Source organism: Aeromicrobium sp. MLTX1 (assembly GCF_046452335.1).
Lineage (GTDB): Bacteria > Actinomycetota > Actinomycetes > Propionibacteriales > Nocardioidaceae > Aeromicrobium.
This window is the reverse complement of the sequence record NZ_JBKFDN010000001.1, coordinates 781,364-803,624: the sequence shown is the minus strand read 5'-3', so window position 1 is coordinate 803,624 and position 22,261 is coordinate 781,364. Positions and strand designations below refer to the sequence as shown.

General features: G+C 72.7%; 19 protein-coding genes. 10 read left to right on the top strand and 9 right to left on the bottom strand.

Annotated elements, in window-relative coordinates; translation table 11 throughout:
- Positions 1-17 precede the first annotated feature (17 nt).
- The 3 genes from ACK99Q_RS03710 (at position 18) to ACK99Q_RS03700 (ending at position 2,897) form a co-directional block, all read left to right on the top strand.
- The gene (locus ACK99Q_RS03710; RefSeq protein ID WP_410184894.1) at positions 18-1,007 is read left to right on the top strand and encodes an alpha/beta hydrolase; all 990 of its coding nucleotides are present in this window, start codon (positions 18-20) and stop codon (positions 1,005-1,007) included.
- An 88-nt stretch (positions 1,008-1,095) separates the two neighbouring features.
- Positions 1,096-1,659, top strand: coding sequence for a hypothetical protein (locus tag ACK99Q_RS03705; RefSeq protein WP_410184893.1), 564 nt, complete (start codon positions 1,096-1,098; stop codon positions 1,657-1,659).
- Positions 1,660-1,709: 50 nt separating this feature from the next.
- Positions 1,710-2,897: a lipopolysaccharide biosynthesis protein gene (locus tag ACK99Q_RS03700; protein WP_410184892.1), complete on the top strand. Its 1,188-nt coding sequence runs from the start codon at positions 1,710-1,712 to the stop codon at positions 2,895-2,897.
- A 1-nt stretch (position 2,898) separates the two neighbouring features.
- Here ACK99Q_RS03700 and ACK99Q_RS03695 read toward each other — a convergent pair whose 3' ends face one another.
- The 5 genes from ACK99Q_RS03695 to ACK99Q_RS03675 all read right to left on the bottom strand — a co-directional run bounded on the left by ACK99Q_RS03695 (position 2,899) and on the right by ACK99Q_RS03675 (position 7,963).
- The gene (locus tag ACK99Q_RS03695) at positions 2,899-3,972 is read right to left on the bottom strand and encodes a glycosyltransferase (RefSeq protein WP_410184891.1); all 1,074 of its coding nucleotides are present in this window, start codon (positions 3,970-3,972) and stop codon (positions 2,899-2,901) included.
- Positions 3,969-5,342 carry an O-antigen ligase family protein gene (locus tag ACK99Q_RS03690; RefSeq protein WP_410184890.1) on the bottom strand — a complete coding sequence of 458 codons (1,374 nt, stop codon included), beginning with the start codon at positions 5,340-5,342 and terminating at the stop codon, positions 3,969-3,971. Before ACK99Q_RS03690 ends, ACK99Q_RS03695 begins: the two co-directional genes overlap by 4 nt.
- Positions 5,339-6,169, bottom strand: coding sequence for a LicD family protein (locus ACK99Q_RS03685; protein WP_410184889.1), 831 nt, complete (start codon positions 6,167-6,169; stop codon positions 5,339-5,341). The genes ACK99Q_RS03690 and ACK99Q_RS03685 overlap by 4 nt, the downstream gene beginning before the upstream one ends.
- Entirely contained in the window at positions 6,166-7,173 is a 1,008-nt protein-coding gene (locus ACK99Q_RS03680; protein ID WP_410184888.1) for a polysaccharide pyruvyl transferase family protein, read from the bottom strand. The genes ACK99Q_RS03685 and ACK99Q_RS03680 overlap by 4 nt, the downstream gene beginning before the upstream one ends.
- Before the next feature lie 76 nt (positions 7,174-7,249).
- On the bottom strand, positions 7,250-7,963 hold the full coding sequence (locus ACK99Q_RS03675; RefSeq protein ID WP_410184887.1) for a MerR family transcriptional regulator: 714 nt from the start codon (positions 7,961-7,963) through the stop codon (positions 7,250-7,252).
- 50 nt (positions 7,964-8,013) lie between these two features.
- On the opposite strand from ACK99Q_RS03675, the gene ACK99Q_RS03670 reads away from it, so the two are divergent.
- The 3 genes from ACK99Q_RS03670 to ACK99Q_RS03660 all read left to right on the top strand — a co-directional run bounded on the left by ACK99Q_RS03670 (position 8,014) and on the right by ACK99Q_RS03660 (position 12,084).
- Positions 8,014-8,526 (top strand): VanZ family protein, encoded by a 513-nt coding sequence (locus ACK99Q_RS03670; protein WP_410184886.1) that lies wholly within the window; start codon positions 8,014-8,016, stop codon positions 8,524-8,526.
- 118 nt (positions 8,527-8,644) lie between these two features.
- Complete coding sequence (locus ACK99Q_RS03665; protein WP_410184885.1) at positions 8,645-9,859, top strand: acetyl-CoA C-acetyltransferase; 1,215 nt, start codon at positions 8,645-8,647, stop codon at positions 9,857-9,859.
- 32 nt (positions 9,860-9,891) lie between these two features.
- The gene (locus ACK99Q_RS03660) at positions 9,892-12,084 is read left to right on the top strand and encodes a 3-hydroxyacyl-CoA dehydrogenase NAD-binding domain-containing protein (protein ID WP_410184884.1); all 2,193 of its coding nucleotides are present in this window, start codon (positions 9,892-9,894) and stop codon (positions 12,082-12,084) included.
- A 64-nt stretch (positions 12,085-12,148) separates the two neighbouring features.
- On the opposite strand, the gene ACK99Q_RS03655 is transcribed toward ACK99Q_RS03660, so the two are convergent.
- A complete protein-coding gene (locus ACK99Q_RS03655; protein ID WP_410184883.1) occupies positions 12,149-13,663 on the bottom strand; it encodes a sugar transferase in 1,515 nt (504 codons plus the stop codon).
- Between the two features lie 163 nt (positions 13,664-13,826).
- Between ACK99Q_RS03655 and ACK99Q_RS03650 the strand changes: the two genes are divergently transcribed.
- The gene (locus ACK99Q_RS03650) at positions 13,827-14,423 is read left to right on the top strand and encodes an LPXTG cell wall anchor domain-containing protein (RefSeq protein ID WP_410184882.1); all 597 of its coding nucleotides are present in this window, start codon (positions 13,827-13,829) and stop codon (positions 14,421-14,423) included.
- Between the two features lie 5 nt (positions 14,424-14,428).
- Positions 14,429-16,204 (top strand): DUF4012 domain-containing protein, encoded by a 1,776-nt coding sequence (locus ACK99Q_RS03645; protein WP_410184881.1) that lies wholly within the window; start codon positions 14,429-14,431, stop codon positions 16,202-16,204.
- Here the strand turns inward: ACK99Q_RS03645 and ACK99Q_RS03640 are convergent.
- Entirely contained in the window at positions 16,201-16,725 is a 525-nt protein-coding gene (locus ACK99Q_RS03640; protein ID WP_410184880.1) for a hypothetical protein, read from the bottom strand. The two genes, ACK99Q_RS03645 and ACK99Q_RS03640, sit on opposite strands and share 4 nt — an antisense overlap.
- Positions 16,726-16,769: 44 nt before the next feature.
- Between ACK99Q_RS03640 and ACK99Q_RS03635 the strand changes: the two genes are divergently transcribed.
- Both ACK99Q_RS03635 and ACK99Q_RS03630 read left to right on the top strand, forming a co-directional pair.
- Positions 16,770-18,212 (top strand): polysaccharide biosynthesis tyrosine autokinase, encoded by a 1,443-nt coding sequence (locus tag ACK99Q_RS03635; RefSeq protein ID WP_410184879.1) that lies wholly within the window; start codon positions 16,770-16,772, stop codon positions 18,210-18,212.
- Positions 18,213-18,283: 71 nt separating this feature from the next.
- Entirely contained in the window at positions 18,284-19,147 is an 864-nt protein-coding gene (locus ACK99Q_RS03630) for an aldose 1-epimerase family protein (protein WP_410184878.1), read from the top strand.
- A gap of 3 nt (positions 19,148-19,150) precedes the next feature.
- Here the strand turns inward: ACK99Q_RS03630 and ACK99Q_RS03625 are convergent, their stop codons facing one another.
- Positions 19,151-20,614: an amino acid permease gene (locus tag ACK99Q_RS03625; protein WP_410184877.1), complete on the bottom strand. Its 1,464-nt coding sequence runs from the start codon at positions 20,612-20,614 to the stop codon at positions 19,151-19,153.
- Between the two features lie 106 nt (positions 20,615-20,720).
- Positions 20,721-22,142 carry an FAD-binding oxidoreductase gene (locus ACK99Q_RS03620; protein WP_410184876.1) on the bottom strand — a complete coding sequence of 474 codons (1,422 nt, stop codon included), beginning with the start codon at positions 22,140-22,142 and terminating at the stop codon, positions 20,721-20,723.
- Between the last annotated feature and the right edge of the window lie 119 nt (positions 22,143-22,261).

Here is a 22,261-nt window from a genome sequence, read left to right as displayed (position 1 = left end):
GGCATAGGCTCGGGCGCGTGCGAGTCGTGCGGGCGGTCGGGCGCTGGGCCCTGCGGGTGCTCCTCGTGGTGCTGGTGGCCGCCCTCGGGGTCGTGGTCTGGGCGCAGCTCAGCCCACGACCCGGGGTGTTCGTCATCAACTGGCTGTTCTCGCTGACGGACACCGGCGAGTTCCGCGGCGACGAGGCCGAGGGCGTCGAGGGGCGGACGGACGTGGCCTACGGCGACGGGCCCGACGAGGTCCTCGACGTCTGGTCGCCCGTCGACCGCAGCGGACCGCTGCCCGCCGTCGTGTGGGTGCACGGCGGCGCGTGGATCGGTGGCGACAAGGAGCAGCCCGCGCCCTACCTGCGGCTCCTGGCGCAGGAGGGCTACGTCGGCGTCTCGCTCGACTACTCCCTCGCGCCCGACCACCACTACCCGACGCCCCTGCGCCAGCTCGGCGAGGCGCTGACCTACGTCCGCGAGCACGCGGACGAGCTGGGCGTCGATCCCGATCGGATCGTGCTCGCCGGAGACTCGGCGGGCGCGCAGATCGCGGCGCAGTACGCCGCCCTCGTCGCCGATCCGGCGTACGCGCGCCTGATCGGCATCGAGCCCGCCCTCGAGCGCGGGCAGCTGCGCGCGGCGATGCTGCACTGCGGCCCCTACGACCCGCCGATGGCGATGGACGACGAGGGCACCGGTGGCTGGTTCGTGCGCACCGTGGCGTGGGCGTACCTCGGCACGAAGGACGCGGACGACCCGCGGGTGCGCGAGGCCTCGATCGTCGGTCACGCCACCGCCGACTACCCGCCCACGCTGCTCAGCGGCGGCGACGGGGACCCGCTGACGAAGCAGGGCCGCGCCCTCGCGACCCGCCTCGGCGAGCTGGGCGTCGAGCACGAGCCGCTGTTCTTCCCCGACCTCGGCCACGAGTTCCAGTTCGACCTGCGCACGCCCGAGGGCGAGAAGGTCATGGACGCATCGATCGCCTTCCTCGCGCGCGTGACGGCACGCGACTCCTGAGAATCCTGAGTCGAATCGCGTCACGCCCGGCCCACAACCCGGTCTCATCCCTGACGGCGCACCCGGTGCCGGACGAGAGGTGATCTCGATGCAGTCCTGGTGGCACACCGCGAACCCCGACATCCTCGTGGCCCCCGACGGCGAGCTCGGCCCGCGATCGGTGCGCGCGTCCCGCTTCGTCGACCGCGAGCGCGTCCAGCCCGGTCCCGGGGGACGGGCCCTGTGGGCCCGGCTGGCCGACGTGCTGGCGACCGTCGCCGACGTGACCCCGCTGAGCCTCTACGAGACCTCGGCCGACGACATCACTCTCATGCACGGTCGCACGATGCACTGGTACGGCACCGCCGGCACCGAGACCCTGGTCGAGACGGTCGACGAGTGCGGCTGGCGCAGCTTCGCCTTCGTGCCGCCGGCCCGCGCGGCCGCCGCGCTGATCGGCTCGATCGCCACCGGCAGCCCCGACGCCGACGGGCGCTGGCTGGCGTGCGCCCTGGCCGATCGCCGCGGCAGCGTCGTGCTGTCCGACGGCGACTCGCTCCTGCTGGGGGACCTGCCGCCGGCCGCCGGCCCGATCCTCGCGCCGATGCACCTGGCCTCCGAGGACGTCAGCATGCTGCTGCTCGCCCGGCTGCGCGTGCCCGCGCTGACCTGAGGGACGCCGGCCTCTAGGGTGCTACGGAGGGACCCGGAAGGACCGGTGGATTGAAGAACTCGCTGCTGCTGCTGTCGGGCTACGCCGGCAAGTCCGCCACCACCCTGCTGATCCTGTGGGGCTTCGCGCGGCTCAGCGGCGCCGAGGGCGCGGGCGAGTTCGCCTACGCGATGGCGGTCACCTTCCCCGTCTTCATCCTGGCCGAGCTCGGCCTGCGCAACGTCCTGCAGACCCTGCGCGGCGGCCCGCCGTTCCGTGCCTACCTGGCGCTGCGGATCGCCGCGGTCGCGCTGGCCGTCGCGGGCATCGGCCTCGCGGCGGTGTGGATCGACGGGTTCCCGCCGGCCGCCGTGCTGGTGCCGCTGCTGGGCCTGCGGGCCGCCGACTCGCTGCTCGACATCTGCCACGGCTGCCTCCAGGCCGCCGGGCGCATCGGCGCCGTGGCGCGGTGGATGTGGACGAACACGCTGCTGACGGTCGTCGCGGTGGCCGTGCCGCTGGCGTTCGAGCTGCCCGCCGAGGCCGCGATCTGGGGCTCCTTCGCGGCCTCCGTCGTCGTGCTGGTCCCCGTGGCCGCGTGGTGCCTGCGGACGATCGACCCGGCCCCGTGGCGAGCGAATCGAGCCGATGCGCGGCGGATCCTCGGCGCCGGCACGAGCCTCGGGGTGTCGCAGGGCGTCGCCTCGGCGATGACCTACCTGCCCACCGTCTACCTGGCGGCGTCGGCCTCCGCGGCCGTCGTCGGCGTCTTCGCGGTGACGCAGTACGTGGTCACGTTCGCGAACCTCTTCCTCAGCTCCATCCAGCAGACCCAGCTGCGGGGGCTGCGGGCCGGCCTCGAGTCCGGCGGGGTCGCGAGGCTGCGCGCGCTCAGCCGCGGCGTGGGCCTGCGGCAGGTCGGCGTCGGATTCGGGGTCGCGGCGCTGGCGCTGCTCGCGTTCCCGCCCGTGCTGCCGCTCGTGTTCGGCGACGAGTTCACCGTCACGCGCTGGGAGTTCCTGCCGATCGCGCTGGCCGTCGTGGCGCTGAGCGTCGACTACGCGACCACCGCGCCGCAGCTCGTCCTCAACCGCTACCGCTCCCGCGTGGGCGTCGCGGTCGTCGGTCTCGGGGCCGCCCTCGTGCTCGCGGCGCTGACGTACCGCGACGCCACGCTGCTCTCGGCCGGCTACGTCGTCCTGGCCGGCGTCGCCGCGCGCGCGGTGGCCGGCGCGGTCCTGCTGCGTCGCGCGCTCTGAGTCAGGACCAGAGCGCCCGGTACTGCCGGGCCATCCGCTCGCGGCCGTAGCGCTCCTCGGCACGGAGCCGGGCCCGGCGGCCCAGCTCGACCCGGCGCGCCGGCGAGCCGAGCAGCTCGCGCATCGCCTCCGCGAGCGCCGCGACGAACGCGTCGTCCTCGGCGAGCGGGACGACCACGCCGGCGTCGCCGAGGGCGTCCACCCCGGCGGCCGAGCTGGCCACGACCGGGGCGCCGCACGCCATCGCCTCCAGCAGGACGAGCGGCAGCCCCTCCCAGCGTGAGGGGACCACCACGAGGTCGGCCTCCTGCAGGTGGCGGACGGGGTCGTCCGCGCCGACGAGCTCCACCCGGTCGGCGATGCCGAGCTCGCGGGCGAGCGACGCGAGGGCCTCGCGCTCCGCGGGCTCGCCCGGGCCGACCAGTCGCAGCGACACGTCGAGGTCCACCAGGGCGGCGGCACGGACCAGCAGGTCCTGGCCCTTCTGGCGGGTCAGCCGCCCGACGCACACGACGGTGCGTCCGTCGGTCGGCCGCGGGACCTCCGGCGGCCGGAACCGCGCGAGGTCGACGGAGTTCTCGATCACCGCCAGGTCCGGCCGTCGGCCGAGCACGTCGCGACCCTCCGCGAGCTCGTCGCGGCCGACCACGACGGTGACGTCGGCGCGCCGGGCCAGCAGCCGCTCGATCGCCCGGTACGCCCCGGCGAGCCGGCCGCCGACCAGCCACGACCAGCCGTGCGGCACGAACACGAGCCGGGTCCCGCGCGGCCGCACGAGCCGCGCGAGGGCTCCCGTCTTGCTGGAGTGCGCGAACACCGCGTCGGCGTCGCGCATCGCCGCGCGAGTCCGGCGGAGGGCGGCCACGTCGGACGGGCCGGGCGCGCGCCGCAGCTCGATCGGCAGCCACTCGGCGCCGAGGGCCCGCGCCCGGTCGGCGAGGTAGCCGTCGGCGGGGCAGCCGACCACGACGCGACGACCGTCGGCCACGCCGATCTCGACCAGCTGGAGGACGACCTCGGCGACGCCGCCCGTGGTGGGCTGGGCGAGGTGGACGATGGGGCGCTCGGCGGTCATCGCGCGGCCTCGGCGGGCTCGTCCGGCGCGGGATCGCGCGTCACCGCGGCCGCGACGGCGAAGGCGAGGAACGCCCAGACGTAGCGCAGGTTCTGCAGGTTCAGCGTCAGCATCATCGCGACGATCACGACGACGCCGAGCAGCAGCGCCGCCCGCTGCATCCGGGTGAGGTGGGCGGCCCTGCGCACCTGGAGCACGGTCGCGCCGATCACCGCGCACAGGGCGAGCAGGCCGAGGACGCCGCCCTCGGCCGCGAAGCTGAGGAAGGTGTTGTGGGCGACCTGACCCTCGGTCCAGTTCCGGAACGGCGTGAGCCCGGCGGAGTACTCGGGGTACTGACCGATGCCGACGCCGAGCAGCGGGTGGTCGGTCCACAGCTCCCAGGCCCGGTTCCACAGTCGCCAGCGCGGGTCGGTCTCGGCGGCCTGGGACGAGGTCAGCAGGCGCTCGACGCCGGGCAGCAGCGAGCGGGATCCGATGTCGGGCACGAACAGCAGCATGGCCAGGCCCGCCACGCCGCCGGCCATGAGCAGCGTGCCGATCCGGCTGGACAGCAGGGCGACCACGGCCAGCCCGAGCAGCGCGGCCATCGCGACCAGGCCTCCGCGCGAGCCCGTCGCCAGCACGCCGGCCAGCAGCACGAGCAGGAGCACCGGCCAGCCGGCGAGCCGGTCGCGCGCCACGAGGTAGAACGCCACCGCGACCGAGGTCAGCAGGTACCCGGCGTACAGGTTCGGGTCCTGGAACCAGCCGAGGGCGCGGGTGCCGTCGGAGGGCGCGATCCCCACGAGCGAGGCCGCCGCCTGGGCCACCGCGCACCACACCCAGAGCCGGGCGACCCGCAGCAGTCGTCGCTCGGACAGCATGAGGAACGCCGCCGTCAGCGTCACGAAGTACACGAGGACGACGACGAGCTTCATCGTGTCGAGGACGGCGTCGCGGGCGTCGAACACGGGCAGCGTCAGCGCGGCGACCAGGCCCGACAGGACCATGACGAACAGCAGGACGGCGGAGAGCCCGGTGAACCGGCGCAGCACACCGCGGCGGACGGGGTCGAGTGCGTCACGCACGCGGGGCCACGTCACCACGACGAGCACCGGCATCAGGAAGTCCGCCACCGACACGTTCAGCAGGAAGCCGATCGGCGGGAAGAACATGAACGGCATCGTGACGACGACGAGCTCCACGGTGCTGAGCCGCAGCAGTCGCACCGCGAACAGGGCGACGAGCGCGAGGGCGAGCACCAGACCCAGCCGAGGGGCGGCCGCCGCCAGCAGCCCGCAGCCGATCGCGCCCGCCACGGCCGTGGCGACGAGGCCGGGCGGCGGGCCGGATCGCGGGGGGCGGGTGCGCGTGAGGAGGGAGGTCATCGGCCGTCCAGGACACCGGCGGAGCGCAGGGGCTCCACGTAGTGCTCGCGGGCGAACGCGACCTCGCGCGCGATCCGGTCGGCCGGGGGCGGGGTGAGGAAGTCGCCGTAGACGTGGCGCAGGTACGCGTCGACCGGAGCGGGCGCCGGGAGGGCGAGGCCGCCGAGGTCTAGCTCGCCCCCGCCCGTGAACCAGCGGGCCGGCACGTACTCGCGCGCGCCGTACGACCCGCACGAGTTCACCAGCAGCGCTCCGCCGCCGAGCCGGCCCGCGAGCGCGACGAGACCGCGGTGGGCGGCGGCGATCGCCCGGGACGGCACGACCGAGAGCACCGCGCGCGCCAGCCGCGCGACCGCCACCTTGCGCCGGTCGTAGTGCCGCCGCTCGGCGAGGTCCATGACCCGGAGCATGTGCAGCTGGGCCGTGAGCTTCAGCAGCGGCGTCAGCAGCCGGCGGACGACGGGGGAGTCGGGCGCGACGTCGAGCGGGAACAGGTCGACGCGGATGAGCGTGTGGTGCACACCGCGCAGCACGACGCGGGGGAAGAGGTACTCGTAGCCGGGGTCGCCGGGGGCCTCCACCGCGAAGTCCGTGCCCGCGAGACCCGCACGCAGCGCCTCGATCGCGCGCGGCTGGTCGGCCGACGGGACGTAGAGGTCGGCGTCGACGTCCCACGGGACGAGGTCACCGTGCCGCCGGGCGCCGAGGGCCGTGCCGTAGGCGAGGAAGTACCGGCAGCCCGACGGCGCCAGTACGCGGTCGACCTCGGCCAGCGCGCGCCGCAGCAGCGCCTGGATCTGCGCGATGCCCGGATCGGTGACGGTCATGCGGGGACGCGCTCGAGGAAGGGGCAGGCGTCCAGCAGGGCGGCGTGGTCGAAGGCGATCGGCTCGTCCGCGAAGTCCAGCCGGTCGAGCAGCCAGCCGACCTCGATCGGCTCGTCGCCCAGCGTGAGGGACTGCGCGTGCCGGAGCTTGTCCACCGACGCCATGTAGTCGTAGAACTTGAACTCCCCACCCGCCGGGCGGCTGCCGCCGGCGCCCCCGTCGGAGTCCAGCCACGCGTTCGGGATGCCGTACGCGTCGGCGAGGATCAGCCCGTGCAGCGAGGACGACACGATCCGCCGGCACGAGACGAGGTCGCGCAGGGTGCCGGTCACGTCGCTGCTGCCGAGGTCGATGATCCGCACGCCCTCGTCCGCCCGGGCCCGCGCCCAGCGGCTCTCGGACCAGCGCACGACGATGCCCACCTCGGCCTCCGGCTCGACCTCGGGCCAGTAGACGAGGGGACTGAGCAGCGCCGGGTCGCCGTAGACGCGCGGCACCGGCAGGCCGATGTTGCGCAGCCGGCTGCGGGTGAGCGGGCCGCGCACGGCGCGGTACTCCGCGGCCGGCGTGATGCCCCACTTGCCCTCGGAGCCGAACGCGCCCGAGCCCCACACGATCGAGTCCTTGCGGGCCTCGCCGACGATCGAGCCGACCGCGAGGTACGAGGGCCGTCCCGCCGGGGCGTAGGTCACGGGGTGCGAGGTCAGCAGCCCCACGAGCCAGGGCGAGAGCAGGTCACCGAAGTTGGGGGTGTGGCTCCACCACACGAGCGGCACGTGACCGTCGACGAGAGGGGTGTCCGCGGCCAGTCGGTACCGCTGCGCCAGCTCGCGCAGCGCGGCCGGGCCGGCGTGGGGCACCCGTGCCCGGGGGTCGGTGCTGCGGGAGGTGCCCAGCGCACGGACCGCGGCGACGCGCTCGCGGCGGGCCGGATCGGTGTAGAGGTCCCAGCGCCGGCGGACGGCCCGGCGGACGGCCTGTCCCTTGGTGAACGACGCTGACACGGTCCCCCCCGACCTGAGCTGTGGGCTGGCGGCCAGCATAGTGCGAGTCACTCCCGCCCCATAAGTCCCGTGGGACTCAGCTCCGGCGACGCACCGTCTCGCGCTTCTGCTCGTCGACGGCCTGCTCGTACGCCGTGACCAGCGCCTGGATCGTGAGCGGCTTGAAGCGCTCGATCATCGACGTGATGATCTCGGGCGGCTGGCCCGACGAGGTGAGGTGCGGCCACACCTGGGTGCGGAACAGCGCCGTCAGCTCGTCGGCCAGGGCGGTGCCGTGGGCGAGGATCAGCTTGCGCGCCGCGTGCGCCGCCTCGATCGGCAGCTGGGCCTCGAGGAACCCGATGCCCACGGCCAGGTGCGCGGGCGCCAGCTTGAAGACGTCCTCGTCCGGGGTCGGCTCGATGACGCCGAGGGCGATGAGCAGCTCGAGGGCGTTGTCGGACAGCTCGCGACCGGCCCGGCGCTCCAGCTCGGCCCGCTGGAGGGTCTCGGGCAGCTCGGGCATCCACGGCGCGAGCAGCGTGCGGTGCAGCGCCACCTGGCCGGGCGTCGCGTCGCCCGGGATCTTGTCGAGGTAGCCCTCGATGGCCTGGAGGGTGAAGCCGTGGGCCTGGAGCTCGCGGACGAGCTCGAGGCGGACGATGTGGTCGGCGCCGTAGTAGCCGTTGCGGCCCTCGCGGCGCGGCGGCGGGATGAGGCCACGGCCGGCGTAGAAGCGCACGGTGCGCACGGACATGCCGACGCGCTCGGCCAGCTGCTCGATGCCGATCGACTCGGGGGCGTCGTTCACGTGGTCGAGACTAGTCCCGCACCCGCTCGCGCTGCCCTACGCTCGGGCAGGTGCAGCAGCGCCGCAGGCCGACGCGCGCCGTGATCGTGCTCGCGGCGCTCTACGTCCTGCTGCTGGCGGCCATCGGGCTGTGGCCGCGACACGTCGACTCCGGGCTCGCCGTCCAGGACTGGCGACTGACCTCCGCGATCGCCGACGCGCTCTCGATCTCGACCGACCGGGTCGTCGACGCGGCCGAGGTGCTCGCCAACGTCGTGTTCTTCGTGCCGGTGGGCGTCCTCGTGGCGTGGGCGCTGCCGCGCGCCTCGGTCCTCGTGGCCGCCGTCCTCGGCGGCGCGGTCGCCCTCGTCATCGAGATCGTGCAGTGGCAGGGCCCCATCGACCGCACCGCCTCGGCGCTCGACGTGATCGCCGACGTGGTGGGTGCGGTGCTCGGCTTTGCGGCGATGCGCGCGGCGGCGAGCGGCTCACGGCTGGCCCGGGCCGGCTCCTGGGCGCTCGCGGTGGTCACCCTGGGGGTCCTCGGGGTGCTCCTGGCCGGGCTCGTCGTGTCCGGATCCTGACCGGAAACTCGGGCATGGATCGATCTTCGCCCGGATGGAATACTGGGGGTATGTGGCGACTCTGACAGTAATGGTGTCAGAATCATCGCCAACGCTTCCACCGGCTGTGAGGACATCCATGACCGAGGCATTCATCTACGACGCCATCCGTACCCCGCGCGGGCGCGGCAAGAAGAACGGGTCGCTCCACGAGGTCAAGCCGATCTCGCTGGTCACCGGCCTGCTCGACGAGATCAAGGTGCGCAACCCCGACCTCGACCCGAACCAGGTCGACGACGTCGTCCTCGGCGTCGTGTCGCCCGTCGGCGACCAGGGTGCCGACATCGCCCGCACCGCCGTGCTGGCCGCGGGCTTCGGCCAGCAGGTCGCCGGCGTGCAGCTCAACCGCTTCTGCGCCTCGGGCCTGGAGTCGGTCAACCAGGCCGCCTCGCGCGTCAAGTCCGGCTGGGAGGACCTCATCATCGCCGGCGGCGTCGAGTCGATGAGCCGCGTGCCCATGGGCTCCGACGGCGGCGCCTGGGCGATGGACCCCAAGACCTCGCTCGACACCGGCTTCGCGCCCCAGGGCATCGGCGCCGACCTGATCGCCACGATCGAGGGCTACAGCCGCGAGGACGTCGACACGTTCGCCGCCGAGTCGCAGGCGCGTGCCGCGAAGGCGATCGCGAACGGCTACTTCGACAAGTCCATCGTGCCGGTCCGCGACCTCAACGGCCTGACCGTGCTCGACCACGACGAGTTCGTCCGCGAGGGCACCACCGTCGAGTCGCTCTCGGGCCTCAAGCCCTCGTTCGCCGACATCGGCGACCTGGGCGGCTTCGACGCCGTCGCGCTCCAGCGCTACGTCGACGTCGACCGGATCAACCACGTCCACCACGCCGGCAACAGCTCGGGCATCGTCGACGGCGCCTCGCTGGTCCTGATCGGCAACGAGAACGCCGGCGCCCGCCACGGCCTCACGCCGCGCGCCCGCATCGTCTCGACGGCCGTCATCGGCTCCGAGCCCACGATCATGCTGACGGGCCCCGGCCCCGCCTGCCGCAAGGCGCTGGACAAGGCCGGCCTGTCGATCGAGGACATCGACCTGCTCGAGATCAACGAGGCGTTCGCCGCCGTCGCGCTCAAGCTCATGCGCGACCTCGACGACTTCCCGCACGACCGCACCAACGTCAACGGCGGCTCGATCGCGATGGGCCACCCGCTGGGTGCCACCGGCGCGATGATCCTGGGCACGCTCGTCGACGAGCTCGAGCGTCGCGAGAAGCGCTACGGCCTGGCCACGCTCTGCATCGGCGGCGGCATGGGCATCGCCACGATCGTCGAGCGCATCTGACCTCCCGACCCGAGACCCGAGAAGGAATACGTATGACTGCAACCGACGCGGTGCGCTACGAGGTCGAGAACGGCATCGTCACCCTGACGATCGACGACCCGAGCCAGAGCGCCAACACGATGAACGAGACCTACCGCGCCTCCATGGAGGCCGCGGTGAACCGTCTCGCCGACGAGATCGCCCAGGACGCCGACGCCATCAAGGGCGTCGTCGTCACCAGCGCGAAGAAGACCTTCTTCGCCGGCGGCGACCTCAAGCTGATGACCCAGGCCACCCCGGCCGACGCCCAGGCGCTGTTCGACAACGTCGAGTCGATCAAGGCCACGCTGCGCAAGCTCGAGACGCTGGGCAAGCCCGTCGTCGCGGCGATCAACGGCGCCGCCCTCGGCGGCGGCCTCGAGATCGCCCTGGCCTGCCACCACCGCATCGCGGCCGAGGGCCGCTACGAGATCGGCCTGCCCGAGGTCACCCTCGGCCTGCTGCCCGGCGGCGGCGGCGTCACCCGCACCACCCGCATGTTCGGCATCCAGGACGCGCTCATGAACGTCCTGCTCCAGGGCCAGCGCAACAAGCCCGAGAAGGCGCTCAAGATCGGCCTGATCGACGAGATCGTCCCGGCCGACGAGCTGATCTCGAAGGCCCGCGCGTGGGTCGAGGCCAACGCCGGCGACGAGGACGCGGCCAAGCAGCCGTGGGACCGCCCGGGCCACAAGATCCCCGGCGGCACGCCCAGCAACCCGAAGCTGGCGGCCTTCCTGCCCAGCTTCCCGGCGAACCTGAAGAAGCAGCTCAAGGGCGCGCCGTACATCGCGCCGCGCCACATCATGAGCGCCGTCGTCGAGGGTGCCCAGGTCGACTTCGACACCGCCAGCCGGATCGAGTCGCGCTACCTGGTCAACCTGCTCATCGGCCAGCAGTTCAAGAACATGACGCAGGCGTTCTTCTTCGACCTCGGCGCCATCAACGCCGGTGGCTCGCGCCCCGACGGCATCGCCGAGCGCCAGGCCGAGAAGCTGGCCATCCTGGGCGCCGGCATGATGGGCGCGGGCATCGCCTACGAGGCGGCGCGCGCGGGCATCGAGGTCGTCCTGAAGGACGTCAGCGTCGAGGCCGCCGAGAAGGGCAAGGGCTACTCCGAGGGCCTGCTGGCCAAGCAGGTCCAGCGCGGTCGCCTCACCGAGGAGAAGAAGGCCGAGATCCTCGGCCGGATCCACCCGACCGCCGACTACGCCGACCTCGCCGGCTGCGACTTCGTCGTCGAGGCCGTCTTCGAGTCGGTCGAGCTCAAGCACAGCGTGTTCGGCGAGCTCGAGCCGATCGTCAACGGCGACGCGCTGCTGGGCTCGAACACCTCCACGCTGCCCATCACGACCCTCGCCGAGGGCGTGCAGCGGCCCGAGGACTTCATCGGCATCCACTTCTTCAGCCCCGTGGACAAGATGCAGCTCGTCGAGATCATCGTGGGCGAGAAGACCTCCGACGAGGCGCTCGCGCGGGCGATCGACTTCACGAAGCAGATCCGCAAGATCCCGATCGTCGTCAACGACAGCCGCGGCTTCTTCACCTCGCGCGTGTTCGGCACGCTCGTGATGGAGGGCGTCGAGATGCTGGCCGAGGGCGTCGACCCGGTCGTCATCGAGCGCGCCGCGCAGCTGGCCGGCTTCCCGGGCCAGCCGCTGGCGATGTCCGACGAGGTCTCGCTGACGCTGCAGCAGAAGATCGAGGGCGAGGCCCGCAAGGCCGCCGCGGCCGAGGGCAAGGAGCTGCCCGTCACGCCCGCGTCCGAGGTCGTCAACCGGCTCGTCGAGCTCGGTCGCCCGGGCAAGGCCGGCGGCGCCGGCTTCTACGAGTACCCGGAGGGCGGCAAGAAGTACCTGTGGCCCGAGCTGTGGAACCTGTTCGTCAAGGACGACGTCGACGTGCCGCTCGAGGACATCGAGGAGCGCCTGACGTTCATCATGGCGATCGAGACGGTCCGCTGCTTCGAGGAGGGCGTCATCCGCCAGGTGGCCGACGCCAACATCGGCTCCATCTTCGGCATCGGCTTCCCGCCGGTCCACGGTGGCGCGCTGCAGTACGTCAACGGCTACGTGGCCGCGAACGGTGAGATCGGCATCAAGGCCTTCACCGAGCGCGCCCAGGAGCTCGCCGAGAAGTACGGCGAGCGCTTCAGCCCGCCGGCCCTGCTGCTCGAGAAGGCCGAGAAGGGCGAGAAGATCGCCTGATCGACCTCCTGCACGCACGAAGCCCCGGTCCGCTCGGACCGGGGCTTCGTCGTTGGGGGGAGGGTCAGACCGCGCCGTCCCTCGCCAGCACGGCACGGACGGTGCGGGTGAGGATCTGCAGGTCGCCCATGAGGGTCCAGTTCTCGACGTAGTGCATGTCGAGCGCGATCGCCTCGTCCCACGAGAGGTTCGAGCGACCCGAGACCTGCCACAGCCCGGTCATGCCGGGCCGCACGCGCAGACGGCGCAGGGCGGCGCGGTCGTAGAGCGCCACCTCGCCCTCGCGCTGGGGCCGCGGTCCGACCAGGCTCATGTCGCCGCGGATCACGTTGAGCAGCTGCGGCAGCTCGTCGATCGACCAGCGGCGGATGAAGCGTCCGACCCGGGTGACGCGCGGGTCGTCGTCGACCTTGAACAGCGGCTGGTCGGCGGTGCCCTGCTCCTCGAGCAGCCGGGTCAGCTCGGCGTCGGCACCCACCCGCATCGAGCGGAACTTGATCATCTGGAAGGGCGCGCCGTCGCGGCCCACCCGCTCCTGCCGGTAGAAGACGGGTCCCGGGCTCGACAGCCTGACCGCCAGCGCGGTCGCGAGGAAGAGCGGGGAGGACGCGATCAGCAGCGCCGCCGCGCCGCACCAGTCGAAGACGAGCTTCGGCCAGTTGCCGGCCTCGGCGTACTGCGGCTCCTTCACGGCCACGAGCGGCATCCCGGCCACCTCGCGCATGCTGATGCGCGAGCCGGCCACGGCCAGCAGGTTGGGGGACAGCAGCATCTCGATCCCCGCGGCCTCGAGCTCCCACGTGAGGTCGCGCAGGCCGTGGTGCCCGAGCTCGTCCGTGGCCGACACGATCACCGCGTCGGCGCCGGCCAGGTGCACGGCGGACTGGAGCGACCGCGCCCGGCCCATGACCGGGATGAACTGCTGGCCCACGCGCAGCCACTGGCTCTCGGTGGCGTCGACCGGCCGCCACACCCCGGTCACCCGCAGGCCCTCGGCCGGATGTCTGGAGAACCAGCCGGCGATCTCGCGCGCGTTGTCGGGCAGTCCGACGACGAGGACGTTCTCGACGAACCGGCCGCGCAGCACCTGGCGGCGCCGCCAGCGCCGCCACGCGCGACGGGTGAGCAGCAGCCCCAGCAGGCCGCAGGGGAACGCGAGCGCGAGGTAGCCGCGCGAGAGGTTGAACTCGAGCAGCACGGCGACGATCGCGATGACGCCGAAGACGGTCACGGTGGCGTGCACGATGCGCTGGTACTCCGCGGCGGAGCCCATGACGTTCCGCTCCCGGGTGCCGGCGAGGCGCAGCGCGAGCCACCAGCCGAGCGCGAGCAGGACGCCGAACTTCGTGTAGCCCAGGCCGAACTGCGCGTCGATCTGGTCGGCCTCGCGACCGAGCCAGGCGTACTCGGAGGAGAAGATCACCACGAGCAGGACGAGCAGGTCGCTGACGGCCACGCGGCGGACGTACTGGCGGCGCGTCGCCGAGAGCCCCTCGGGCCGCAGGAGTCGCTGGAGCGCGTCCTCCGCACGGGCGACGGGAGCGAGTCCGGAGCGCCCCCGGACAGTCACTCCTGTCACACCAGAACCATCAGTCGTCACGCCGCGAAGCACCCCCTCGTCCCGATCCGAGGACGACTCCCCGGGTGTACACGCCAAGAAAACCATTCGACAGACCTGTAAGTAAACACTTACATTTGGCTTGCGTCACCATTCTGCTGGCCGCTTCGAGGGGAAACACGACATGGCTGCCCGACTGATTCGCCCACTCTCGTACCTGCTCGGCCTCGGGGCGCTCGCCCTGCTGGCCCTCGCCGGGCCCGCCTCCTCGGAGGGCTACGGCGACCCGGTGATCGTCCCGGATGGCGGTGACTCCAGCGTGGAGGTCCGCCCGGGCGAGGAGTTCACCGTCTCGTTCTCCTCGAACGTCGAGTGCGCCTGGTCGGCCCGCTTCAACGGCACGACCGCGCCCGGCTCGGTGGACTTCGACTACTCCGCCACCTTCTCGGCGCCCACCGATCCCGGTACGTACACGGGCCGCGTCGTGTGCCGCTACTCCACGGAGGGCCCGTTCCGCCCGATCTCATTCAGCGAGGACGCCACCTGGGCCGCCACGCGCGACCAGACCACGACGCAGACCTTCACGGTCGTCGTGGCCGGCGACGCCGGTGATGCCGGCGCCGACGACGACGCCGCCGACGAGACCCCGGCCAGCGCCGACAACGGCGCCCTGGCCGACACGGGCGGCTCGAACTGGCAGCTGCTCGCCCTCGGTGGCGCCCTGGTCGTGATCGGCGGCGGCGTCGCCGTCGTCGCGGTCCGACGCCGCACGTCCGCCTGACCGCGGTGAGGAGGACGGCCGTCGTCTGGCTGTCGCTCGGCTTCGGGCTGGCGGTCGCCGGACTCGCGCTGGTGCCGCTGGCCCTCGAGGCCAAGGACGTGGCGTCCAGCCTGCTGCGCGCCCAGGACCAAGCCGTCGCCCTCAAGGACCAGATGGCGGCCGGCGAGACCGAGGCGGCCGCCGCGAGCCTCGAGCGGCTGCAGGCCAGCGCGTCGCACGCGCACCGCACGAGCAGCGGTGGCCTGTGGGACGCCGCGGCGAAGGTGCCGTGGCTGGGCCGCAACGTCGAGGCCGTGCAGGTCACGTCGGCGTCGATCGACGACATCGCCACCCGTGGACTGCCGCCGCTCGTGGAGGCCGGGTCGACGCTGTCCGTGCAGAGCTTCAAGCCGCGCGACGGGCAGGTCGACGTGAAGGCGCTCGCCACCCTGGCCCCCGCCGTCACGGAGGCGAGTCAGGTGCTGTCGGAGAACGCCGACGACATCCGCGCGATCGACGCCGAGCGCCTGCTCGGGCCGCTCGTCCGGCCGGTGCTCGACCTGCAGCGCCAGGTCGAGGACGCCGACCGCGCCGCCGACGCCGCGGGTCGGGTCATGCGCCTGGCGCCTGCCGCGCTCGGCGCGACGGGGGAGCAGCACCTGCTGCTGGTGTTCCAGACCAACGCCGAGATCCGCTCCACCGGCGGCCTCGCGGGCGTCTTCGTCCTGCTCACCACGCAGGACGGACGGATCACGCTGTCCGCGCAGGCGGCCTCGGGCGAGCTCAACCTCGCGGCCGACGGCACCCGGCAGGCCGACGCGAGGCTGACCCGCGAGGAGCGCGCGGCGTTCGGCACGATCATGGGGCACGACGTGCGCTCGACGAACATCTCGCCCGACTTCCCGCGCGTGGCCCGGATCTGGGCCGACCGCGCCGAGCGGGCCTTCGGCGAGGACGTCGACGGCGTCGTCAGCCTGGACGCCGTGGCGATGTCCTACGTGCTGCGCGGCGTCGGCTCGGTCAAGGTGGAGGGCGGGCCCACCCTCACGGCCGACAACGCCGTCCAGCGCCTGCTCCACGGCGTCTACGTCGACTTCGAGGACCCGTCCGCGCAGGACGCCTACTTCGAGTCCGCCACGGGACGCACCTTCGAGGCCGTCATGAACGGCCGCGGCGACTGGACCCGGATCGTGTCGGCACTGTCCGAGGCCGCGTCCGAGCGCCGCCTGCAGGTGTGGTTCCGCGAGGACGACAGCCAGCAGGTCATCGCCGACACGGCCGTGGCCGGCCGCGTCGCGCAGGACGACGAGACGCCGCACATCGGCCTCTACGTCACCGACGCCGCCCAGTCCAAGATGCAGTGGTTCCTGCGCTACGACACCCGCGCCAAGGCCACGACCTGCCGGGCCGACCGCAGCCAGGTCGTGCTGGTCACCACCTCGTTCCGCAACCAGTTCAGCGGCGACCCCGAGGAGTCGCCCTGGTACGTCACCGGCCGCGGCACCCGCACCGCGAAGGGCAACCAGCTGCTGACGTACCGGCTCCTCGCCCCGCGCGGCGGCCGGGTCGTGGGCTTCACGATCGACGGCCAGGAGCGACCGCTGGCCTCGAGCGACGTCACGTACGAGGGGCGGCCCGTGCAGTACGGCACCCTCACGATCCCGCCGGGCGACGAGATCTCGGTGACGTGGCGCGTGCAGACCGCGCCGGGCGCCGACGGCGACGCCCGCTACTTCGAGACGCCGGGGATCGACACCTCGAGCAACGACGTCAGGGTGCCGAGCGCATGTCGCCGGTCCTAGGAGGAGGCGCGCCTGAGCGCGGCCGCGATCGATGCCACGGCGGCCTCGACCCGCGTGGCGACCTCGCTGTGCACCTGTTCGGAGCGGCCGATCGGGTCGACGAGGTCCACGTCGGCGGGACCGTGCGACCGGCGCGCGGCGGCGTCCGCCACGAGGGAGTCGACGCTGCCGACGTCCGCGCCCTCGACGAGTCCGGCCAGCTCGAGCGTCGTGAAGGTGCGGCGCAGCGCCCGCGGCTCGAGGTCGAGCACGTCGGCGCGGTGCGCCCGCGTGGCGGTGAGCACGAGGTCGGACTCCGCGACGAGCTCGCGCGTGAGCTGGCGTGCGGCGTGCTGCGGCACGTCGAGGCCGCGGCGGCGCAGCTGCTCGGCCGAGTCGGGGTCGATCGGACGGCCCACGGGCGCGCGCACTCCGGCGCTCGTCACCGTGAAGCCGGGCCCGAGCCGCTGGCCCAGCATCGCCTCGATCACCGGCGAGCGGCACACGTTCGCCGTGCACACGACCAGGATCCGGGGGCTCACGCGCAGGAGCCTACTGCCGATCGTCTTCCCACCTGGAGGCCCACATGGAGTTGAAGGACTACCTGCGCATCGCGCGGGAGCGGTGGCTGCTGATCACCGTCGTGACCGTCCTGACGGTCGCGGCGGCGGGCTTCTACACGGTCTCGGTGACGCCGCAGTACCAGTCGACGGCGCGCCTGTTCGTCAAGACGCCGCAGAGCGCCGACGGTGGCGAGCTGCAGCAGGGCGGCCAGTTCAGCCAGCAGCGCGTGAAGTCGTACGCGACCCTCATCAAGGGCGAGGAGGTCGCGAGCCGCGTCGTGGAGAAGCTCGGTCTGGACGAGACGCCGCAGGACCTCATGGAGCGGATCGACACGAGCATCGAGCTGGACACCGTGGTGCTGTCGGTCTCGGTCACCGATCCGTCGCCCGAGCGCGCCCAGGAGCTCACCCAGACGGTCGCGGAGGCCTTCGCCGGCTACGTCCGCGAGCTGGAGACGCCCGACGGCCAGCAGGAGGCGCCGGTCAAGGCCTCGATCGTCGACCGGGCCACGGTGTCGGGCTCGCCCGTGTCGCCCCAGCCGGCGCGCAACCTCGGCATCGCGCTGCTGCTCGGCCTGCTGCTCGGGTACGGGCTGGCCGTCCTGCGCGAGCTGATGGACAACCGCATCACGTCGCAGGAGGACATCACCGCGGTGTCGGGCCGCGAGGTGCCGGTGCTCGGCGACATCCACTTCGACCGCGAAGCCGTGAGGCAGCCGCTCGTGCGCGGAAGGTCGGGGCACGACCCGCGGGTCGAGGCCTTCCGGGTGCTGCGGACGAACCTGCAGTTCATCGACGCCGGTGCCGGCCACCGGTGCTACGTCGTCACCAGCGCCGTGCCGGCGGAGGGCAAGACGACGACGGCGGCCAACCTCGCCCAGGTCATCGCCGACAGCGGCCAGCGGGTGCTGCTCGTCGAGGCCGACCTGCGCCGCCCGAAGCTCGCCGAGTACCTCACGCTCGAGGGCAGCGTCGGCGTCACCACGATCCTGCTCGGCCGCGTCGAGCCCGAGGACGCGATCCAGAAGGTGAGCGGCACGCTCGACCTGCTGCCCTCGGGACGGATCCCGCCGAACCCCGCCGAGCTGCTCGGCTCGGCCGCGATGACGAAGCTGCTCGACCGGCTGCGGCTGGACTACGACGTGGTCCTCGTCGACGCGCCGCCGCTGCTGCCCGTGACCGACGCGGCCCCGCTGGCCGCCGCCACCGACGGCGCGATCATGGTGATCAGGCACGGCTCGACCACGACCGACCAGTACGCCTCGGCGCTGGACCGCCTCGCCAGTGTGGACGCCCGGCTCTGCGGCGCGGTGGTGACGATGTCGCCGAAGCCGCGCAAGCGCCGCCGGGGCTCCGGCTACGGGTACGGCTATGGCTATGGCTACGGGTACGGCTACGAGCCCGAGACGGCGCGCCGCGCGCGCCGGCGGTCGCTGCCGGGTGACCGCGGTTCCAGCGCGGACTGAGGATGTGACGTTGGCGATGTCGCGTGCATTCGGCATGCGCGAGCGGGGGTCGGGTGTCTACCGTCGGTGACATGACCTCCCTCGTCCTGCGCGATCGCGAGATCAGCGTCGCCGTCGCGCTCCACGGGGCGGAGCCCGTCTCGATCCGCGACGAGGCCGACCACGAGTACCTGTGGTCGGGCGAGGATCCGTGGCGGCGCCACGCCCCCGTGCTGTTCCCCGTGATCTGCCGCGTGCCCGACGACCGCGTCCGCGTGGGCGACCGGACCTACCCGATGCCGCAGCACGGCTTCGCCCGCGACCGCGAGTGGTCGGTCGTCGACAGCGGCCACGACCGCGCCTCGCTCGTGCTCGTCGCCGACGACGAGACGCGCGAGCACTACCCCTACGACTTCGCCCTCGCCGTGACCTACGTGGTCGAGGGCCGCAGCCTCTCGGTGCAGTACACGGTCGAGAACCGCGGCGACGTGCCGATGCCGTTCGACCTCGGCTCGCACCCCGCCTTCGTGTGGCCGCTCGAGGACGACCAGCCGCGGTCGATGCACCAGGTGCGGTTCGACGAGCCCGAGACCGCGCCCGCGCGCCGGGTCGTGGACAACCTCCTGACCGACGAGCGCTTCGACAACCCCGCGTGGGACCGTGTCGTCACGCTCAACGACTCGTGGTTCACCGAGGGCGCCGTGATCCTGCCCGAGGTCACCAGTCGCGGCCTCGTCTACTCCTCGGGCGCCGGCCGCCAGGTCCGCCTGACGTGGGAGGGCTTCACCGGCATCACGCTGTGGTCGGTGCCCGGCGCGCGCTTCGTCTGCATCGAGCCCTGGCGCGGTCGCCCCGCGCCGGCCGACTACGTGGGCGAGCTCGCCGGCAAGCCGGGCGTCGCCGTCGTGGCACCCGGAGGCCGCGAGGAGCTCTCCTACGCGATCGAGCTGCTCTGACCCTCAGCGCGCGTCGTCCTTGGCGGTCTGCCCGAGCCGCGCGTGGCGGCGGCCGTACGCGAAGTAGATGACCACGCCGAGCGCCATCCAGATGAGGAAGCGCTCCCACGTCAGCAGCGACAGGTTCAGCATCAGCCAGATGCACGTGAGGATCGACGCGCCGGCGACGAGCGGCGCGAACGGCACCTTGAACGCGCGCTCCAGGTCGGGGCGCGTGCGACGCAGGATCAGCACGCCCGCCGAGACCAGGGCGAACGCGAACAGCGTGCCGATGCTGACCAGGTGGCTCAGCTCGGCCAGCGGCACGAAGCCCGCGAGGATCGCCACGAACGCCGTGGTGATGATCGTGATCCGGTAGGGCGTCCCGAAGGTGGGGTGCACCTTCGCCAGCCCGCGCGGCAGCAGCCCGTCGCGGCACATCGCGAACAGGATGCGCGACTGGCCCAGCAGCAGCACGAGGATCGTCGTGGTCATGCCGGCGACGGCACCCAGCGAGATGAGGTTGGCGGCCCAGTCGATGTCGTTGGCCGAGAACGCCTCGGCCAGCGGGGCGCCGGTGTTCATGCGGTCGTCGGTGTAGGGCAGCATCCCCGTGATCACGAACGAGACGGCCATGTAGAGGACGGTGCAGATCAGCAGCGAGCCGAGGATGCCGCGTGGCACGTCCCGCTGCGGGTTCTTGGTCTCCTCGGCCGTCGTGGCCACCACGTCGAAGCCGATGTAGCTGAAGAACACCACCGAGGCGGCGGCGATGATGCCCATGACGCCGAAGGCGGTGGGCGCCATGCCGAAGACCGCCTGGATGAGCGGCTGGTCGGCGCCCTTCTCCAGCTCCTGCTTCTGGGCGTCGGGGATGAAGGGCGTGTAGTTCGCGGCCTTGATGAAGAACAGGCCCGCGACGACGACGAACAGCACCACCGAGACCTTGATGAGGACGAAGACGCTCGTGACCGAGCTCGAGAGCTTCGTGCCCGCGATCACGAGGAACGACAGCAGCACGACGATGCCGATGGCGGCGACGTCGACCACGGCCTCGTCGCCGGCGATCTGCGTGGGCAGCTCCAGCAGCTCCTGCAGGTAGCCCGACCAGCCGCGCGCCACCACCGCGGCGCCGAGGGCCAGCTCGAGCAGCAGGTCCCAGCCGATGATCCACGCGATGAACTCGCCCAGGGTGGCGTAGCTGAACGTGTACGCGCTGCCGGCGACGGGGACGGTCGCGGCGAACTCGGCGTAGCAGAGCGCGGCGAGGGCGCACACCGCTCCGGCGATGAGGAAGCTGATGACGATGGCGGGCCCGGCGTGGTTGTGCGCCTCCTGGCCCGTCAGCACGAAGATGCCGGTGCCGATGATGACGCCGACGCCGAAGACCATGAGGTCCTTGGCGCTGAGGTCGCGGCGGAGCTGGTGCTCCGGCTCGTCGGTCTCGGCGATCGACTGCTCGATGCTCTTCGTCCGGAACAGGCTCATGGCCCCGACTCTGGACCCGCGCGCGTCGCCCTGCAAGTGGGGTCCACGACGAACGAGCCCGCCGAGACCGGCGGGGGTCTCGGCGGGCTCGGCTCGGGGGGACGGCTCAGCGGGTCGGCACGCCGTCCTCGTAGAGGCGCGGGATCGCGTGGTTCGCGACGAACACGCCCTCGGGGTCGACGGCCGAGCGGATCGCGGCCAGCCTCAGCCAGGCGTCGTCGGCGTAGCCCGTGCGGGCGTCGGTCGGCTCCTCGGCGAAGTTGAGGTACGACCGCCCGTTCGCCCACGGCCCGAGCGCCGCGACCGCCTGCTCGCCGAGCGCGGCCACCATCGCGGCCAGCTCGGGTGTGGGAGCCATGCCGCCGCAGATGAAGGCGAACTCGCCCTCGAGGTGCGTCAGCACGCCGCCGCCCTCGTGCGGGCGTCCCACGGCGCCGCCGAGCTGGCGCAGCTCGGCCACCATGAGCGGCGTCTCGACGCCGGGGCCGAAGAGGGACAGGAACGCGTCGGCGCCCGCGTCGTCGAGCTCGCGCAGCATCGTCGAGCGCATGACGCCCGGCGCGGGCTCCTCCGGATCCATGTGCAGGTGCACGAGGGTCTCGGTGGGCACGCGGCCGAACGTGTCGAGCTCGGGCTCGAGCGCCCGCAGCGGCGCCAGGACGTCGGCGGCGCGCTCGTCGTCGGCCATCACGGCGCCGTCGATCACGACGATCGTGCGACCGCGGACGAAGTCGGGCATCTCGGGGATCGGGGGGATCCTCATGATGCGGAACGACGTCGTGACCTCGTCGGGGGCCACGGGGGCCCAGGCGCGCCACATGTCCAGGACGCGGGGCGCCATCTCGACGTCCCACATCATCATCCCGGCGTACGCGGTGCTGAAGTCGTACGCGCGGAACTCCAGCGCCGTGACGATGCCGAAGTTGCCGCCACCGCCGCGGACGGCCCAGAACAGCTCGGTGTTCGTCTGCTCGTCGGCACGCACGAGGTCGCCGTTCGCCAGCACGATCTCGACGGCCGTGAGGCTGTTCGTCGCCAGGCCCAGCCGGCGGGCGTACCAGCCCATGCCGCCGCCGAGGCTGTAGCCGGCGATGCCGACGTCGACGGACGAGCCGTGCAGGACGGTGAGGCCGTGCTCGGCCGCCGCCTTCACCGCGGGCAGCCAGACGGTGCCGCCGCCGACGCGGACGATGCGGCGCTCGGGGTCGACGCTCACGTCGTCCAGCTCGCTCGTGCGGACGATGACGACGTCGTCCAGGCCGCCGGCGACGAGCGGTCCGGCGTTGTGGCCGGTGCTCTGCGGTGCGACCCGCAGGCCGGCTGCGTGGGCGGCGCGGACGATCCGGGCGACCTCGTCGGCGTCGCGAGGGAGGGCGACGGCGGCGGGACGCTGGTCGACGGCGAGGTTCCAGGCGGATCGTGCCGCGTCGTACCCGGGGTCGCCGGGCAGGTGGACGGCTCCGTTGATCAGCCCGCGCAGGCGGTCGGCCGGGCGCTCGAGCTGGTCGAGGGTCTCGTGGATGGACACGGTGGTGCTCCTTGGTTCTGTCGGTGTTTCCGGTCCCCGAGAGCATCGGCCGGACCGCTTGATACCGACTGGGACCTGACTTGGAGTCGCTCGCCGCGAGTCGCGCCGAACCCCTGTGC